Raw genomic sequence first — 16133 nt, forward strand, 5'->3', positions numbered from 1 at the left:
TCCTCATCCCCCTCATCTCCTCATCCCCCCATCCCTCCTTGTAGCGATCTAGACAAACTGTCCTAATTCCATAAATCTCCTAAAATAGTAGCTATCGATACATACATGAACAAAGACCGCAGATACCATTAAGAAAATCTTGCCCTAGGGGTAAGGCAAAGAACAGATGTTTTTGACTTTTAATCTCTGTAGTCTACGGTAAATCGTCCAGATGACCTTTTGTTATTTAAGTAATTCTACTATTTAGGTTTGTACATAAGAGGACACATACTTGGGAGATAAAAAATTACCCCAAAGGGCGAGGCAGGGCTTGACAAAATTCTGCCATTATGCACAATAAGCTAAACGCAAAGGAGTTTGCTATGCATGGACAAATGTGCTGGTTATCTAAATCTGGCAGCGACGATGAAGAGAAAATTTTGCATTTGCAAGCCGGGCCAAATCAACCTTGGCGTCCCTACACGGCTTTTCCACAATATGCAGTCCCAGATTATAAAATACCAGGTGGTTCCAAAGGCTGGGCAACTTATCAAAAACTTCTGAAAGCAGGCTGGACATTAGTACATAGCGCACGAGCAAACGAGTTTAGCAATCAATACTCAGAGTCAAGAGTTAATGGTCAATAGTTAAAAGTTAGGAGTTAGGAGTTAAAAGTTAGGAGTTTATATCTCCCTCATCTCCCTCATCTCCCTCATCTCCCTCATCTCCCCCTGCTTTGTGACTAACTGTTCAAAAACCTCTGGGGGAACCTTCACCACGAGGATCGGTTGCACCTTCTAAGTTGTCATCTGCTGTCACTGCGATCGCGTTAGCATTACCCCAAGGATTGGTTTGTTTTATCTTGTGTCCGCGATTTTGTAAGCCTTGCAAAGTTAAAGCATCTAAACCCCAACGTTCCACACGCAACTCATCGGGAAGCCACTGATGATGTATGCGTGGCGCAGAAACTGCTGCACCAACATCCATGTTGTATTCCAACACATTTAGGATAATTTGCAATACCTGAGTGATGATGGTGCTACCACCAGGTGTGCCTACTGCCATCCGCAAGCGATTACTCTCGGTGATAATTGTCGGAGTCATGCTCGATAATGGAGTTTTGCGAGGTGCGATCGCATTAGCTTCATTGCCAATTAAACCAAAAGCATTGGGTACTCCTGGCGCAGCAGCAAAATCATCCATCTCGTTGTTGAGTACAATCCCAGTTCCCGGTGTCACCACCCCAGCACCAAAGCCAAGGTTAACTGTGAAAGTTAAACTCACAGCGTTGCGTTGTTCATCCACAACGTTAAGATGACTGGTTTGGGTAGATTCGTTGCGAAGATTGGGAAGTGGGAATTGGGAATTGGGAATTATCCCTGGCTTGACTTCAGTTGCAGGCTTTGCCACATCCATATTAATTTCTTGGCGGCGTTTTTTGGCATAGGCAGTGCTGAGCAACTGTTGTACAGGAACTTTGACAAAATCTGGATCACCTAAATATTGTGAGCGATCTGCGTAAGCAATTTTCATCGCTTCCACCATCAAATGTAAAGCCCTGGGATCATGCCATCCCCAAGATTTTAAATCTGTGTCCCCAATTATGTTTAAAATCTGCAATAGATGAATACCTCCCGATGAAGGTGGCGGCATCGAACAAACTTTGTAAACGCGAAAATTGCCACAAACCGGAGTCCGCCAGATAGGTTTGTAAGCTTGCAAATCTGCCAGAGTAATTAAGCCACCGTTTTTTGCCATATCAGCTGCGATCGCTTGGGCAATCTTTCCGGTATAAAAACTTTGAGGATTTTCGGCTATTGTTTGTAATGTGCGTGCCAAGTCACGTTGCACTAACCTTTCACCAGGGCCGTAAAATTCTCCATTGCGAGTAAAAATATCTCGCGCCGCTGGATTGTTGAGAACTACCTGCTGACGCGCTTGATACTCTTGCAGAGACCGCCAAGTGGGGACATTGGCGATGATAAAGCCATCCTTAGCCAATGCGATCGCAGGTTTCAGCACCTCTTGCCAAGGCAGTTTACCATAGCGACGATGCACTTCATACATTCCCGCCACTGTTCCTGGTGTCGCCACTGCTAAATAACCATTCAAACTTGCATTTGGACGCACTTTACCTTGTGCATCCAAATACATATTTCTCGTAGCTTTTAAAGGTGCGCGTTCGCGGAAATCTAACGCTTTAATTTCACCTGTTTTTTGTGAATACATCAATAGAAATCCACCGCCGCCAATTCCCGCCGAAAAAGGCTCAACTACAGAAATAGCAAACGTTGTTGCGACAGCTGCATCAACTGCATTACCACCCTTGCGTAACATTGCAAGTCCCGCTTCACTTGCTAAAGGATGGGCTGAAACTACCATCCCCTTTTTGCTGCGTAGAGGTAAAGTAAAAGTAGCTGATGCAACTTGAGTGTAACAAACAACGCTAAGGGAAAAGATAGCGATCGCTGTCCGCTGAGATTTAGCAATAATACGCATTTTTGTTAATTTTTATTTAATACTTCTGAGGCTACAGCCTAGAAGAGTATTTTATACATATTATGTTTTCTCATAAAATGATTATTATCCCAAAAATTTTAGCTAAACGTTGAATAATATCAAATACATATCGACCAGTTTTGCTATCAAGTGAAGGCATAGGTTCATCAGCTAATACTAACTGAGGTTGAGCCATCAAACCACGAGCAATCGCCACTTGTTGCTTTTGCCCTCCCGTTAATTTTTCTGTGTAATAATCCACGCGATCGCCCAATCGCATTGCAGATTTTTTATTTCTATATAGAATATTTCTGTCTTTTCAATTCGTAATGAGTCTTATGTTAAGTATTTGAATTAATTAATCAGACTACTCTTTACAAAAAGATGATTATGTGTATTATCAAATCTGTTGTTTCAGCCTATTGGCGACTACTTTTAAATCAAAGAGCGATCGCTGGTTAATAGCGAAAACGTTAAACTTAAATGCCTGACAATCCATATACATATTTATTCACTTATGTCAAAGCTTAAGATTTGATTACATTGTCAATTATTTGCTTAACTGTCTTAACTGTCCTTGCATACATTACATAAGTGTGAGAGTATTAAAAAAATCTATTAACAACCATATATGCCTGTAATATCAACACTACTATTGCAGCGATCGCAATGGTTAGACATTTTGTATGTGGATAAAAACAGAACATAAATTGTCAAAATGTAAAGAGGTGATTTGCTTCAAATACTGTTACTAAAATTTTATAAAATGTAATTTTTTACTCCTACATGACTATGGTAAGTTAAATCACATCACAACATAACAAAAAGCGTATCTAAGAAGCCTTTTTTTATACATATTATTGAGGCTAATACTCAAGAAAGACCAAAAGTGACATCACTGTCAACACGAACTTTTGGTAGTTATCAAAATTGTGTAGTAATTTTAAGAAATGGGGTGAAGCCTATCAAGGCAATTCACACCCCATAACTTGGTGTGAAATAGCAATTTTCATAAATTTATGCAAGGAGTTACTTAATTAATGTCATGGGTATAGTTACAACGCTCAATAAAGTGACATCATATCAAGTCCCCAGGCTTGATGATTGCAGTTCTCAAAGTCTGCTCAACTACTTTGCAAACTCCTGGGAAATCGAAGAAAAACTGATGAAAAGTTTGGTTGGGGAAGACACTTTCTATCTCAAACCAGATCCTTTAAGAAATCCGCTCATTTTTTATCTTGGTCACTCAGCTGTTTTTTACATCAACAAGTTAATTCGCGTTGGTTTAATCAAAAATCGGATTAATTCACAATATGAAACTTTATTTGAAATTGGAGTTGATCCAGAAACACCGACAGAACTGAATGCAGCTATGCAAGGGGTTAGCTGGCCCGATGTAGAAAAAGTTTGGCAATATCGAGACAAGGCCCGCGAAGCAATTACAAAAGTTATTCAAGACACTCGCCTACATCTCCCAATTAATCAACAGCATCCTTTCTGGGCTTTGCTGATGGGAATAGAACATAGTCGCATTCACTTTGAAACCTCTTCGATGCTGCTGCGTCAATTGCCGGTTGATCGCTTAAAACGCCCCCAAGGGTGGAATTACGCACCTAGTAATGGTAAGATTCCTAACAATGAAATGCGCTTAATTCCAGGTGGTATGGTGAAACTGGGAAAACCCCAGGATGATTTTACCTACGGTTGGGATAGCGAATATGGCGATCGCACAGTTGAAGTCAAACCATTTTTAGCCAGTAAGTATCTGATTACTAACGCAGAATTTTTAGAATTTGTGCAAGCTGGTGGTTACAAAAATTCAGAATATTGGAATGCTGAATCTTGGAATTGGAAGCAACTCCACAACGTAGAACATCCCAAATTTTGGATACCCTGTCAAGACGGCTACCGCTATCGAGCCACATTTGACGAAATAGACTTACCCCTAGACTGGCCTGTAGAAGTTAACTATTACGAAGCGATCGCATTTTGTCGCTACAAAGGGTCAGAAATACGCTTAATGAGCGAAGCCGAATGGAATCAAGCTTTACTTACCTCTGTTGATAAGCGCTTATCAACCAGCTATAATCTTAACTTACAATTCATTTCCCCCAGTCCAGTGGGAATGTATGAACTAGCCAATAGTGCTTGTGGTCTTTATGACCTCAGAGGAAATGTCTGGGAATGGCTGGGGGACACCTTCAACTCCCTACCAGGATTTCAACCCCATCCGCTTTACGAAGACCAAGCAGCACCTTTTTTTGATGGCAAACATCAGATAATGTTAGGTGGTTCTTGGGCTACTAATGGTTCAATGGCATTGCCAACCTATCGCAATTGGTTTCGTCCTTACTTTTATCAACACGCCGGTTTTAGAATCGCTCAAGATTTATCACCTTTGTCATGAAATTTAGACCTGTTTTTTGAAGCATAAACAGAAGAAATGAGAACATGCTAACACAACCTTTAATAATTCTTGATACCCACTATCAAGAATTAAACAATGATGGTGGAGATGTCATTCAAGGATTAACCAAAACCCCAAAAAGTTTACCACCCAAATATTTTTATGATGACCGTGGTTCTCAACTTTTTGAGGAAATTTGTCAATTAAGCGAATATTATCCCACACGCACAGAAGCCTGGATATTGAGTCAATATGCCAATGAAATTGCTCAACTTACAGGTAGTTGTGAACTAGTAGAATTAGGTAGCGGTAGTTCTACAAAGACTCGTTTGTTGTTAGATGCATATCAACAAAATACAGATGACTGTAGATATCTACCCATTGATATCAGTGGGGGAATTCTCAAAAGTAGCGTACTACAGCTACAACAACAATATCCTGATTTTTCTATTCAGGGATTACTTGGAACATACGAACAAGCCTTAGAGCATCTGAGATCGAATTCTTTGCGATCGCGGCTGATTTTTTTCTTGGGAAGTTCAATAGGTAATTTTACACCCCAGGAATGTGACAATTTTTTGGGTCAAATTGCTCACGCTTTAAAACCAGGAGATTACTTTCTACTCGGCATTGATTTACAAAAACCAAAAGAAATTCTGGAACCAGCTTACAACGATAGTCAGGGAGTAACCGCTGCTTTTAATTTAAATATGCTCTCTCATTTAAATTGGCGTTTTCAAGGCAACTTTAATCCCAATTTCTTCACTCATCAAGCAATTTATAATCAAGCTGATGCTCAGATTGAAATGTATCTCCATTGCCAAGAAAATCATTTGGTATCTCTAGATATCCTCAATTTCAAAGTTTCGTTTCAAGCAGGAGAAAGCATACTCACCGAAATTTCTCGCAAATTCGATTTAGCAATCATGCAAAAACAACTTGCAGCACAAGGACTTAAAACCTTGCAAACTTGGACAGACCCCCGACACTGGTTTGGGTTAATTCTTTGCCAAGCTCAATAACTGTAGGGTGGGTAGTACCAATAACTCCAAATTCAGAGTTTGAGCTAAGGGTATGTACTACCCACCTGACAAAAATCTGAATAATTACTAATAACTATGGAAGCAGTTTGGAACGCTCTAAAAAATATCAATTATTCTGGCATACCCGTTGCCAAAATTGTAGCAGTGATAGTTATTCTCACGCTGACACAGGCGTTGAGAAGGTTGTTTATTGCCGTCATCATTAAAAGCGTCGAGCATCTAACTGGGAAAACCAAAAGTACACTTGATGATGAGTTGGTTGCAGTTATCAAACCTTCCTTAGGCTGGCTGATTTTTGTTGGCGGAGTATGGTTGTCAAAAACCATTTTGGCAGATATTTTAGGGCCTCAATTGAATGAAGCAATAGGAAAGACCCTCAACTTTACAGTCATTTTTATTGTAGCTTATGTTGTTTACCGAGCCTCCTCTATCCTAGGGCAGATAATTGCTAACATGGTACTACATACGGAGACTGAGCTTGATGAATTGCTCAGGCCCTTGATGCCAAAGGTTTTTCAAGCAGCAGCAATTATTGTCCTTACAATCAAAGTCAGTGAAATATTTTTAGGACAATCAGCAGCTGCATTAGTTGGTCTATTGGGTGGTGCTGGTATCACTTTAGGTTTGCTATTAAAAGATATTGTGTATGACTGGTTTTGTACACTTATTATCTACTCCGATAAGATCTATCGAGAAGGTGACTGGGTAGGAGTATCAGGAGTAGATGGTTTTGTACAGATACTCCATATTGGATTCAGAACCACAACTCTGCATGTATTTAAGTGGGGTTCGATCATCAAAATGCCCAATTCCAGAATGATTACTGGAATTGTGGAAAATTGGTCACAAAATGCTGGGAAAGAATTAAGATGGGGCATAGCTTTAACCTTAAAAATTGATGGTATTTCAGCACAGCAAACAGCTCTAATTTGTGATACCATTCAAGAAATGCCAAAATCAATTTCTGGTTTTTCTCCATCATGTATAGTGCGATTTAGCAGAATAGAAGGAAATGCGCGCGTCATTGAAATTCTAGGATTTGTTAATGATGAAAATCTCTACTATGATGCTGAAAGAAACTTCAATTTAGCCATTTTAGAATTACTAGAAAATCAGGGCATAGATTTTCTATCCATCAATCTAGAAGTAGATATGGAAAAATATAAACGGACTCGTGCAGAAATCAACAATTGATTTCAGCTCCAACAAAATTTTCACTATTTGGTTCCGTCCAAATTCATATCAACATGCTGGTTTTAGAACTGTCCAAAATATTAAGGATTAACAGGATCATGATGTTTAGCACTAATAATTTGTGGAGAATACTCATAGTTACAGGAATGACGGTTTGTACCTCCTCCATTTATCCCTGTCATGCTCAAGCTCAATCTTTCACTGAGAAAGGAAATATATTAATAGCCCAAAATCTAGGGGGAATAGTACGAAAAATCCCTCTAGAAGAAGTACCAACTCCGGCCATGTCTGCTGCTAAAACAGTGACAAATGCTCAATTCAACCAAGCCCGAATTGAACTAAAGTCAGATGGTTCTTTAATATACATCATGAGAGGAAAAAATCAACAAGGCTTTGAAGTTGAAGTACAAGTGACTCCTAGTGGCACTATTACGCAAGTTGATGAGCAAATAGACCCCAGCGGAGTTCCTGAAATTGCTGTAAAAGCTTTCAAACGATGGGCACCAAATGACCAACTAATCAGTATTTGGCGGAGTACCCGTCTGGGAGAATTTTACTATCAATTTGCCATTCAAGATTTTTGGTTAGAAGTTGCTGCTGATGGCAATAAAGTTATAATTTACCGCAAAAAAATTAATATTACTTAGAGACTATTGAAAAAGTAATATAATTTGAGATTTTAGAATTTTAATTGGGAAACTCCCAAATCTAAAATCTCAAATATTGCTCAATTTAACGTGAGTTCGATGACCTCTCCCTCCCGGTCTCCCTCTCCTAAAAGGCGTACTCCTTCCAAGAAGCAAGCGATCGCGTTGCGTCTGGGTGAGTAGAGGAAGGAGGAACGAAAAAATAAGGGTTTTACTCCCCTCTCCTTGTAGGAGAGGGGCCGGGGGAGAGGTTAAAACAGCACTTGCCGAATTCACGTAATTTAATACTAAAACTTGATGTTTTTGGAACCAAAATACTCGTGAAAACTTTAAAAATTAGTCACTGCCAAAAAATTTTAACTACCACATTAGTAGCTGCAACAACAATTACTTTCACTAGTAATGCTGCTTCTGCCCAACTATTGAGAGGAGTTGGTGATTCTTTTGCTCAACCTCTGATAGAACGTTATAGCAAAGAATACGAACAAGAAACAGGTCAAAAATTTAAATATAGTGCCATTGGCAGTGGAGGTGGTATTCGATTATTTATGAATAACTCAGTAGACTTTAGTGCTACTACTTTAATTCCCACCCCTATTGAAATCAATCAAATGAAAGATGGGTTGTTGATGATGCCAACAGGTGGAGGTGCATTAGCTATTGTTTATCACCTCAAAGAAGAGACTAGCGATGTCAAACTATCTCGTGACCAATTGGCAAAAATATTCACAGGTAAAATTAGCAATTGGCAACAGGTTAATTCCCGATTCCCTAATAAAAAAATTGAAGTTGTAGTTTGTGCTGATAACTGTGCTACTAATTTTATTCTCACGAAATACTTGCAGAAAATTACCAAAGGCAAAATACTAGCCAGTAGAAACCCAGATTGGGGATTTAGGGTATTTGCTGCTCTTGGCCAAGATAGTGAAATTGCTGGAGAAGTGCGAAGAATTGATGGTGCTATTGGCTATGTGCAAACAAACGTTGCTCTTGCAAACAATCTATCCATTGCAAGTATTGAAAATCAAAGTGGTAATTATGTTAAACCAACTCTAGAAGAAACCAAAAAAGCCCTAGCAAATATTCAATTTAAAGATGACTTTACAACAGAAGATATCAGCGATCCAGAAAATGGCTATCCTTTAGTCAGTTTAACTTGGCTGCTAGTGTATCAACAGTATCCCAATCAAGATATCCTGCAACAAACTCAAAACATGTTGACATGGATTTTGGCGAAAGGGCAACAATTCAATGAAAAATTAGGATATACAAAAGTTCCTGAAGATGTGACAACAAAAGCAATTGAAACGGTTAATAAAGAAATGAGAATACGTCCTTATTAAACTGTATAAGCTCCTGTTTAATATTAATAGAAGCTTAAAAATTACTCTTTATAAATTCTAGGTTGCATCAGTCATAAACTTAGAATATCAAGATATGAAGACTGCTGACATCCCCTAAAAAAAGAATATCTTTTATTGAGTAAGTCTCTTACTCATAGCATTTATTTGTGTGAGGATTAATCAGGTAAAAATATGAAAAAATTGGATGTACCTTTTACTCTTACGTCAGTAATTCTGAGTGTTAATTTGCTAACTTCATGGCCAGTATTGGCACAAACAGATTTAGACCCAAATTCTCCTGGGGAAGAATATCTAACTAATGCACAGGATTTCCAATTATCATCTCAGAATCAATTAACTTCAGTAAATTCTCTTGAAGAACTACCGACAAATGAAACACTACAAGCGCAAAGCCAACAACTAGATATTAATGCTCCTTCTGATTTAGATGAAATCGTCAATGTCAATCAATTAGAAGATGTTACTCCCAATGATTGGGCTTATGAAGCGCTGCGTAATTTAGTAGAAAAATACCAGTGTATTAGTAGTGATGGTGAGGGGAATTTTAATGGTAATCGGGCTATGACTCGTTATGAGTTTGCAGCGGCTTTAAACAATTGTTTGCTGAAAGTTGGGCGTTCAATTTCTAGTTTAGACAATAAATTTACTAGCCAAGAAGACTTAGCAGTGTTTCAAAGATTGCAAGCAGAATTTTCACAAGAACTGCAAAGTATTACTGCCAAAATAGACCAATTAGAAGACAAAACAGCCTTACTTCAAGAAAATCAATTTAGCACTACTACAGTTTTAAGGGGTGCAATAGTCTTTAATTTAGTGAGTGGATTTGGTGACAAAAAAGCAGTCTCTCCTGGTAATAATTCAACAGAAAAGTTAGATGCAAATACTACTGTATCAGCACTATCAGCTTTGACCCTTGATACCAGTTTTACAGGTAAAGACAGATTACGAACCCAATTTTTAATAGGAAATGTGAACAACTATGGCACTAGTGTCACTGGGACAGAAATGACTCGTTTGACAGGTGCAGTAGACACTGGCAATTATGCCGTATTAGGTTCGCTATTTTATGAATTTCCCATAGGCGATCGTGGCATAGTAGCCATTGCTCCAGCCGCAGACTTTCCTACTCGCATCTTTCCACCTCTTAATCCTATCAGTTCAATCTCCAATTTTGGTGCAGAAAGTCCTATCTACTCCTTTGCTTTTGGTACTGGTGCAATAGCTTACTATCAATTCAGCGACACCATAGCCGCAGGGATAACCTATTTAAGTAGTTCTGGTAGCTTTCCCAGTCAGGGACTATTTAATGGTCAATATACTGCTTTGACTCAAGTAACTTATACTCCATCAAATAAAATTGGGATTGCTTTTACCTACGGTCATTATTATGCCCCGGAACCTGGTGCAACTATTATTAATGTTACCGGGAGCAAGGGTAGTCAATTTGCTCAATTACCATTTGGTGCAAATACAGCGACTTCCTCTGACGCTTTTGGTTTACAATTTACTTACAAATTGACCGATAAATTGATTTTAGGCGGTTGGACTAGCTACTTTAATGCTCATGCTGAGGGTTCACCCAGTGTTAGTCGTGTCAATGGCTCCCCTGGCGCTGATGCAGACATCTGGAGTTGGGCGGTTACTGCATCCTTAGTAGATGTGGGCAAATTAGGCAGTCAATTCAGTTTTGTCTTTGGGATGCCTCCCAAAGTGACAAACAATGATGTGACCGAACGCCGTGATCAAGATACTTCCTTACATTTTGAATTATCTTATCGCTATCCCCTGACTAACAGAATTTTTATTACACCGGGATTTTTAATGATTACCAATCCCGAACATAACGCAGCAAATGATACAGTTTGGGTTGGATTAGTGAAAACTGCATTTCTATTTTAATTACCAGGTGAAAAAAGGTATGTAATGAGCAAAATCTGATTAGTATAACTTCATCATGAATGAAGCTAGATAATGTGGGTGGCTTTAGGCACTTAATATCCACAAACAATATTTACTCAATAGATTGCTTATTTAGAGATTTTATCTTCTACGAAAGGAGTTGACAATGCCGTGCCAAATTTCCTATGAAGATGACACTGTTGAATTGGAAACCGCAGAGGAATTGTTTGTTGCTCTAGAACTCACTCCCATAGAAGCCGATCAGGAGATTTTGGCCCAAATTGGCGAGGGAATGTTAGAACTGGTGACAACTGATGAACAGTTTCTGCTCATTCTGGAGAAGGTGTTAGATACGCGAGGAGCTAGTAAAAAGCCCTATCTTGAGTGTTTTGGCACCCAATTATACCGAGTAGTTACCAAGGGAACTACCTTGTGCAAAGCATTATCTCTATTGGCTAATGAACCAGATCAAGAATACTTTCTGCGCTGCTTGGGGCAAGAGGTGATTCAGAAGTGTATTTTTAATATTAACGATTTGGTCGAAGCGCTGACCTGGCTTTATGGCAAGATGGATTTACTGTTTATCGACCTAATTGGCTGGGATTTTGTGCTGCGATTTGTCAGTTCTGGTCGATCCTTGGGTGCCTTAATGAAGGTTCTCTCCCAAGAGGAAGAAAAAGAGTTGCTGGAGCGGATGGGATGGTCTGCGGTGATCGATTGTATTCAAGATGTGGATGATCTGATCGCAGCATTTATTGGCTTGGAACAACAAAGCGATCGCCTTTTAATTGACAAATTAGTTGAGTTTAATAAGTTGCAAGTAGTGATTCCATCTGTAGCTGAGTTGGAGCGAGTCTGTAGGCGAGGCTTAGGTGCAGAGGATATCATCTACCTGCGGGAAATCTATCAGAAATTGCTTGCGGTTTAACAGACGCTTTTGGGCTAATTAATAGCCAATTTTTTGAAGCCTTGTATGGATTTTCGTTGAATGTAGCTATGCTTCTATTCGCCAAAATTTTTCCCTCCATACCATGTTCTGAATCACTGCATCAGGAGTAAAAATTATGGGAGTTCTCAGACCACTAAACGGTTCAAAATACAGATGTATTGATGCTCATTTACATGTGGTAGATTTTCTGCAAGACACAGGTGGGCTGCAAAAGTGCTTAAAGTACATGGATAAAGCGAATATTTCCCACGCCTGTGTGTTTGGTTTACCCGTAACCAAGCTCTGGGCAAGTTGGGAGAGGAGTTCCCCAGGATATTATTTGGGAGACAACTCGAAGTGTTACTACTACAGTGCCGTTGATCCGTTCATTGCTTGCGAGTATAAAGACTTACCTCCAGAAGATCAACAACGCTTTTTCCTATTCATCGGCGGCTTCAATCCTTGTGACAAGTATGCCTATAAGCATATAGAACGAACGATTAAATATTTTCCTAATATGTGGAGTGGAGTAGGTGAAATCCTCTTCCGCCATGACGACTTAACAAACCTCACCTACGGAGAACCACCCCGCAGCAACCATCCGGCCATGGACAGCGTGTTTGAGCTATGTGCGGATCTTGACATGCCGGTTTGTATTCACCAAAACATCACTTCGGTGGGCACCAATACTTATCCAATGTGGTTGCACGAGTTGGAAGAGATGTTACAAAAGCATCCCAAGGTGAGGTTTGTTTGGTGTCACTGTGGCATTTCTCGCCGAGTTTATTCACCGGTTTATTATCAGATTGTGCAGCGTGTTCTAGAGCATTACGATCATCTCTGGGTTGATATTGCCTGGATTGTGTTCGACGATTATGTTTGTCCCAAAGGTGTACCTGATCCAGATTGGGTGCAACTGTGCGAGAAGTATTCCCATCGCATCTGCATTGGTACAGACATTGTAAATAAGTTTGAGTTCTTACCTGCAACCATTCAGAAATATGATGTCTTTTTAGATGTTCTCTCTGAAAAAGCAGCCAAGAATATAGCATTTAATACTGCTTTTAACTTATTCTCCAAAGTGCGGGCTTAGAAGAAAATAAATATACTGAAAATAATGTATATAGGACTCCTATTTGATTTTTGAAGAAGTTCAGTACAACTCAAAAAGGGTTCTTTCCTATTCCCTATTACCTGTTCCCTACTCCCCACTCCCCGCCTTGTGCAAGTAAGTTCAAAAATCAAAGCGGACTGCTATAGACGCAAAGCGTCTTGTCGTTAGATATCGCCACATTCCAACTTTTTACATTTCTTGAGAAACAGCCTCTAAGACTGAATCTGTTTTATCTGACACGGTATTATGAAATCCTGAGTATTGATCAGGGGGATGATATTAACAATTATCCGATGATTGTTAGTACCACAGATTTCAACGCAGAAGCTTATGGCTCTTATTTTATTGAACATTATAAGAAGCGCTGAAGGGGTGACTGGAGAACCAAATGAACCGATTACTGTCATCCGTACCGTAGTTCAAGACCCCTGGACAACTGAAACAGCTGAAGGTTCGTTTATCGATGTTCTGGAAGGAATAATTCGGGAATCGATTTTAAAGGTGATTGACGACATTCAAGACGAAATTGAGTAAGCTAAAGCATGTTTAAACCGATGATTGATGACTGATAACCACTGTCATCTGTTAATAAATTTTAACGTAGGGTGTGTTGTCGCGCAGCGACAACGAATCACCAACAATTAGAAAACCACACAAGTGCAGAGAACACAGAGAGAAAATTAATTTTACCCCTACTCCCTACTCCCTACTCCCCAAAAGCTAGGATAATTGAGGTTTAGACTTGATAAATTCACGCACAACTTCTTCAACAGGACGAGATTGATTATCGACTTGATAATTCATTTGTTGCATTTCTTTAGTAGAAATTAACCCAGTTAATTGATTGATTGCTGTGCGTAACTCTGGATATTTTTTCAGGATTGCTTGATTGAAGACGGGAAACGCTTCATAGGGGGGGAAATATTGCTTGTCATCTGCTAAAATGACTAAGTTTAAAACAGGAATTAAACCATCTGTAGAACTAGCTGCTATAAAATCTACTTTCTTTTCTTTTAAAGCCTGATATATTAATGTTAATTCCATTTGTTTTATATTTGCAAACTTTAGACCATAAGTTTTAGCTAACCCAGAATAGCCATCTGCTCGTTCCAGAAATTCTTGTCCAAATCCAGCTTGCCATTGGGGAGTATATTTAGCTGCTTCGGAAAGAGTTTTGATTTGCAAACGTTGAGCATCTTCACCCCGGACAATCATTGCAAAGGTACTTTCAAATCCCAAAGGCTGCATGACTTCTAATTTAAATTTTTGGCCATACTCCTGTTTAACTTTGTCATAGACAATCTGAGCATTACTAATCGGTTTTTGTTTCAAAATAGCTGTAAAAGAAGTTCCCGTATATTCCACATAGCCAGCTATTTGTCCTGCTTTTAAAGCTTCGTGACAGATAAAAGTTCCCCCTAAATTTAAGCGTCTATCAACCTTTAATTTAGTATGGGATTCAATTTGTTGAGCTAGTAATTCTCCTAAAATTACTTGTTCTGTAAAATTTTTGGAACCAATCACAATGGTTGGCGGTGTTTGCCAATAATTAAAGGCAATTAATCCCGCAAACAGTAATGTAAATATACTCAAAATAATGGCGAATGTGCGATTAATTACACTCTTTTTTTCTCCTTGCTGCGTCAGTTGCTTTTCTAGCCATCCCAAAGCAAAATCTGCCCCTAACGCTATGAAAGCGGAGGGTACTGCCCCTGCAAGAATCAATTGATTATTAACTGTAGCAATCCCGCGAAAAATAAACACTCCTAAACCACCAGCACCAATTGCTGCTGCAATAGTTGCAATTCCAATGGCAATCACTGTGGCTACCCTTACCCCTGCCAAAATCACTCCCATTGCCAAGGGAATTTCTACCTGAAACAACAATTGTCTATCTGTCATTCCCATGCCTTTGCCAGCTTCCCGAATAGCTGGATCGACACCGATGATACCTGTGTAAGTGTTGCGAATTACAGGTAAAAAAGAATATAAAGTCAAAGCAACAATTGCTGGGACAACACCAATGCCGCCAATGATGGGTACAGGGATAAGTAAACCAAATAATGCCAAACTAGGAATAGTTTGGAGAACATTAGCTATCCCCAGAATTATTTGACGAAGCTTAGTTTTGCGTGTAATCAAAATACCTAATGGAATGCCTACAAGTATAGCAATTCCAATGGCAATGCCCACCAAAAATAAATGTTCTAGGGTGTGCTGAAGAATTTCTGGGCCATACTTAATCAAGAAAAAATCTTTCATAATGTGTCTTGCACTGAACGCAGACATTGGAGAAAAGCAAGGCTTTCTGGATGTTGCGATCGCATAAATTCATCCTTCGTTCCCAATACTATCAGTTCTCCTCCATACATTAAACCAATTCTCGATGCCAAAACAAAAGCTTCTTGAATATCGTGGGTGACAAAAACTACTGTCTTACCTAATTCTCGTTGCAGTTGCCTCAACTCTTGTTGAATTTCCAACCGTGTAATCGGATCGAGTGCCCCAAACGGTTCATCCATCAACAACACAGGCGGATCGGCTGCCAATGCCCTCGCTACACCAACCCGCTGTCTTTGTCCTCCCGAAAGTTCATGAGGGTAACGCCCAGCAAATTGTGCCGGGTCTAAACCTACCAAGTGCAACAATTCATAAACTCGGCTTTTAATTTGTTTAGGCTGCCAACCTTCCAGAGTAGGAACTAAACCTACATTGCGTTCCACACTGAAGTGGGGAAACAAACCAGTTTCTTGAATTACATAACCAATTTTGCGTCGCAGTTTAATTTCATCCCATTGAGTTGTAGGAATGCCATTAAATAACACCTCGCCTTGGGTAGGTGTGAAAAGGCGATTAATTAATTTCATTGTCGTGGTTTTGCCGCTACCACTACGTCCGAGTAATACTAGTGCTTCTCCCTGATAGATGGAGAAATTAAGATTCGACACCAGAGGGCGACGGTTGCGGCTAAAGGTGACATCGCGGAATTCGACCGCGATTTGGTTATTTTGTCGCATAGTTAACAGTATAAGGCAGGGGGGCAGGGGAGCAGGGGGGCA

The 16133-nt window shown here is 39.6% G+C and carries 14 protein-coding genes; 10 read left to right on the forward strand and 4 right to left on the reverse strand.

Annotated elements, in window-relative coordinates; all coding sequences use genetic code 11:
• The first annotated feature begins 362 nt into the window (after positions 1 to 362).
• On the forward strand, positions 363 to 626 hold the full coding sequence (locus I8748_RS05195; protein ID WP_198123594.1) for a hypothetical protein: 264 nt from the start codon (positions 363 to 365) through the stop codon (positions 624 to 626).
• 103 nt (positions 627 to 729) lie between these two features.
• On the opposite strand, the gene ggt is transcribed toward I8748_RS05195, so the two are convergent.
• On the reverse strand, positions 730 to 2478 hold the full coding sequence (ggt, locus tag I8748_RS05200) for a gamma-glutamyltransferase (RefSeq protein WP_198123595.1): 1749 nt from the start codon (positions 2476 to 2478) through the stop codon (positions 730 to 732).
• A gap of 70 nt (positions 2479 to 2548) precedes the next feature.
• Positions 2549 to 2758: an ATP-binding cassette domain-containing protein gene (locus I8748_RS36005; RefSeq protein WP_318781194.1), complete on the reverse strand. Its 210-nt coding sequence runs from the start codon at positions 2756 to 2758 to the stop codon at positions 2549 to 2551.
• Positions 2759 to 3523: 765 nt separating this feature from the next.
• On the opposite strand from I8748_RS36005, the gene ovoA reads away from it, so the two are divergent.
• From ovoA to I8748_RS05250, 9 genes are all read left to right on the forward strand, one after another.
• Entirely contained in the window at positions 3524 to 4885 is a 1362-nt protein-coding gene (ovoA, locus tag I8748_RS05210) for a 5-histidylcysteine sulfoxide synthase (RefSeq protein ID WP_198123596.1), read from the forward strand.
• A 44-nt stretch (positions 4886 to 4929) separates the two neighbouring features.
• Positions 4930 to 5907, forward strand: a complete 978-nt coding sequence (gene egtD, locus I8748_RS05215; RefSeq protein WP_198123597.1) for an L-histidine N(alpha)-methyltransferase — start codon at positions 4930 to 4932, stop codon at positions 5905 to 5907.
• Positions 5908 to 6003: 96 nt separating this feature from the next.
• Complete coding sequence (locus tag I8748_RS05220) at positions 6004 to 7122, forward strand: mechanosensitive ion channel family protein (RefSeq protein WP_198123598.1); 1119 nt, start codon at positions 6004 to 6006, stop codon at positions 7120 to 7122.
• Between the two features lie 98 nt (positions 7123 to 7220).
• On the forward strand, positions 7221 to 7769 hold the full coding sequence (locus tag I8748_RS05225) for a hypothetical protein (RefSeq protein WP_198123599.1): 549 nt from the start codon (positions 7221 to 7223) through the stop codon (positions 7767 to 7769).
• A gap of 320 nt (positions 7770 to 8089) precedes the next feature.
• Complete coding sequence (locus I8748_RS05230) at positions 8090 to 9112, forward strand: substrate-binding domain-containing protein (RefSeq protein ID WP_198123600.1); 1023 nt, start codon at positions 8090 to 8092, stop codon at positions 9110 to 9112.
• 192 nt (positions 9113 to 9304) lie between these two features.
• Positions 9305 to 11032 carry an iron uptake porin gene (locus I8748_RS05235; protein ID WP_198123601.1) on the forward strand — a complete coding sequence of 576 codons (1728 nt, stop codon included), beginning with the start codon at positions 9305 to 9307 and terminating at the stop codon, positions 11030 to 11032.
• 166 nt (positions 11033 to 11198) lie between these two features.
• Positions 11199 to 11960 (forward strand): hypothetical protein, encoded by a 762-nt coding sequence (locus tag I8748_RS05240; protein ID WP_198123602.1) that lies wholly within the window; start codon positions 11199 to 11201, stop codon positions 11958 to 11960.
• A 136-nt stretch (positions 11961 to 12096) separates the two neighbouring features.
• Positions 12097 to 13053, forward strand: coding sequence for an amidohydrolase family protein (locus tag I8748_RS05245; RefSeq protein WP_198123603.1), 957 nt, complete (start codon positions 12097 to 12099; stop codon positions 13051 to 13053).
• 351 nt (positions 13054 to 13404) lie between these two features.
• Positions 13405 to 13608: a hypothetical protein gene (locus tag I8748_RS05250; RefSeq protein ID WP_198123604.1), complete on the forward strand. Its 204-nt coding sequence runs from the start codon at positions 13405 to 13407 to the stop codon at positions 13606 to 13608.
• A 186-nt stretch (positions 13609 to 13794) separates the two neighbouring features.
• On the opposite strand, the gene I8748_RS05255 is transcribed toward I8748_RS05250, so the two are convergent.
• Positions 13795 to 15336, reverse strand: coding sequence for a glycine betaine ABC transporter substrate-binding protein (locus tag I8748_RS05255; RefSeq protein WP_198123605.1), 1542 nt, complete (start codon positions 15334 to 15336; stop codon positions 13795 to 13797).
• On the reverse strand, positions 15333 to 16091 hold the full coding sequence (locus I8748_RS05260) for an ATP-binding cassette domain-containing protein (protein ID WP_198123606.1): 759 nt from the start codon (positions 16089 to 16091) through the stop codon (positions 15333 to 15335). The genes I8748_RS05255 and I8748_RS05260 overlap by 4 nt, the downstream gene beginning before the upstream one ends.
• Positions 16092 to 16133 lie beyond the last annotated feature (42 nt).

The sequence above is a fragment of the Amazonocrinis nigriterrae CENA67 genome (genome assembly GCF_016056305.1).
Classification (GTDB): Bacteria; Cyanobacteriota; Cyanobacteriia; order Cyanobacteriales; family Nostocaceae; genus Amazonocrinis; species Amazonocrinis nigriterrae.

Bases quoted from the DNA above. Each gene is read 5' to 3' on its own strand.
- I8748_RS05220 (WP_198123598.1), top strand. From the start codon at position 6,004: ATGGAAGCAGTTTGGAACGCTCTAAAAAATATCAATTATTCTGGCATA.
- I8748_RS05240 (WP_198123602.1), top strand. From the start codon at position 11,199: ATGCCGTGCCAAATTTCCTATGAAGATGACACTGTTGAATTGGAAACC.
- I8748_RS05255 (WP_198123605.1), bottom strand. From the start codon at position 15,336: ATGAAAGATTTTTTCTTGATTAAGTATGGCCCAGAAATTCTTCAGCAC.
- I8748_RS05235 (WP_198123601.1), top strand. From the start codon at position 9,305: ATGAAAAAATTGGATGTACCTTTTACTCTTACGTCAGTAATTCTGAGT.
- I8748_RS05260 (WP_198123606.1), bottom strand. From the start codon at position 16,091: ATGCGACAAAATAACCAAATCGCGGTCGAATTCCGCGATGTCACCTTT.
- I8748_RS05195 (WP_198123594.1), top strand. From the start codon at position 363: ATGCATGGACAAATGTGCTGGTTATCTAAATCTGGCAGCGACGATGAA.
- I8748_RS05245 (WP_198123603.1), top strand. From the start codon at position 12,097: ATGGGAGTTCTCAGACCACTAAACGGTTCAAAATACAGATGTATTGAT.
- ovoA (WP_198123596.1), top strand. From the start codon at position 3,524: ATGGGTATAGTTACAACGCTCAATAAAGTGACATCATATCAAGTCCCC.
- egtD (WP_198123597.1), top strand. From the start codon at position 4,930: ATGCTAACACAACCTTTAATAATTCTTGATACCCACTATCAAGAATTA.
- I8748_RS36005 (WP_318781194.1), bottom strand. From the start codon at position 2,758: ATGCGATTGGGCGATCGCGTGGATTATTACACAGAAAAATTAACGGGA.
- ggt (WP_198123595.1), bottom strand. From the start codon at position 2,478: ATGCGTATTATTGCTAAATCTCAGCGGACAGCGATCGCTATCTTTTCC.
- I8748_RS05225 (WP_198123599.1), top strand. From the start codon at position 7,221: ATGATGTTTAGCACTAATAATTTGTGGAGAATACTCATAGTTACAGGA.
- I8748_RS05250 (WP_198123604.1), top strand. From the start codon at position 13,405: ATGGCTCTTATTTTATTGAACATTATAAGAAGCGCTGAAGGGGTGACT.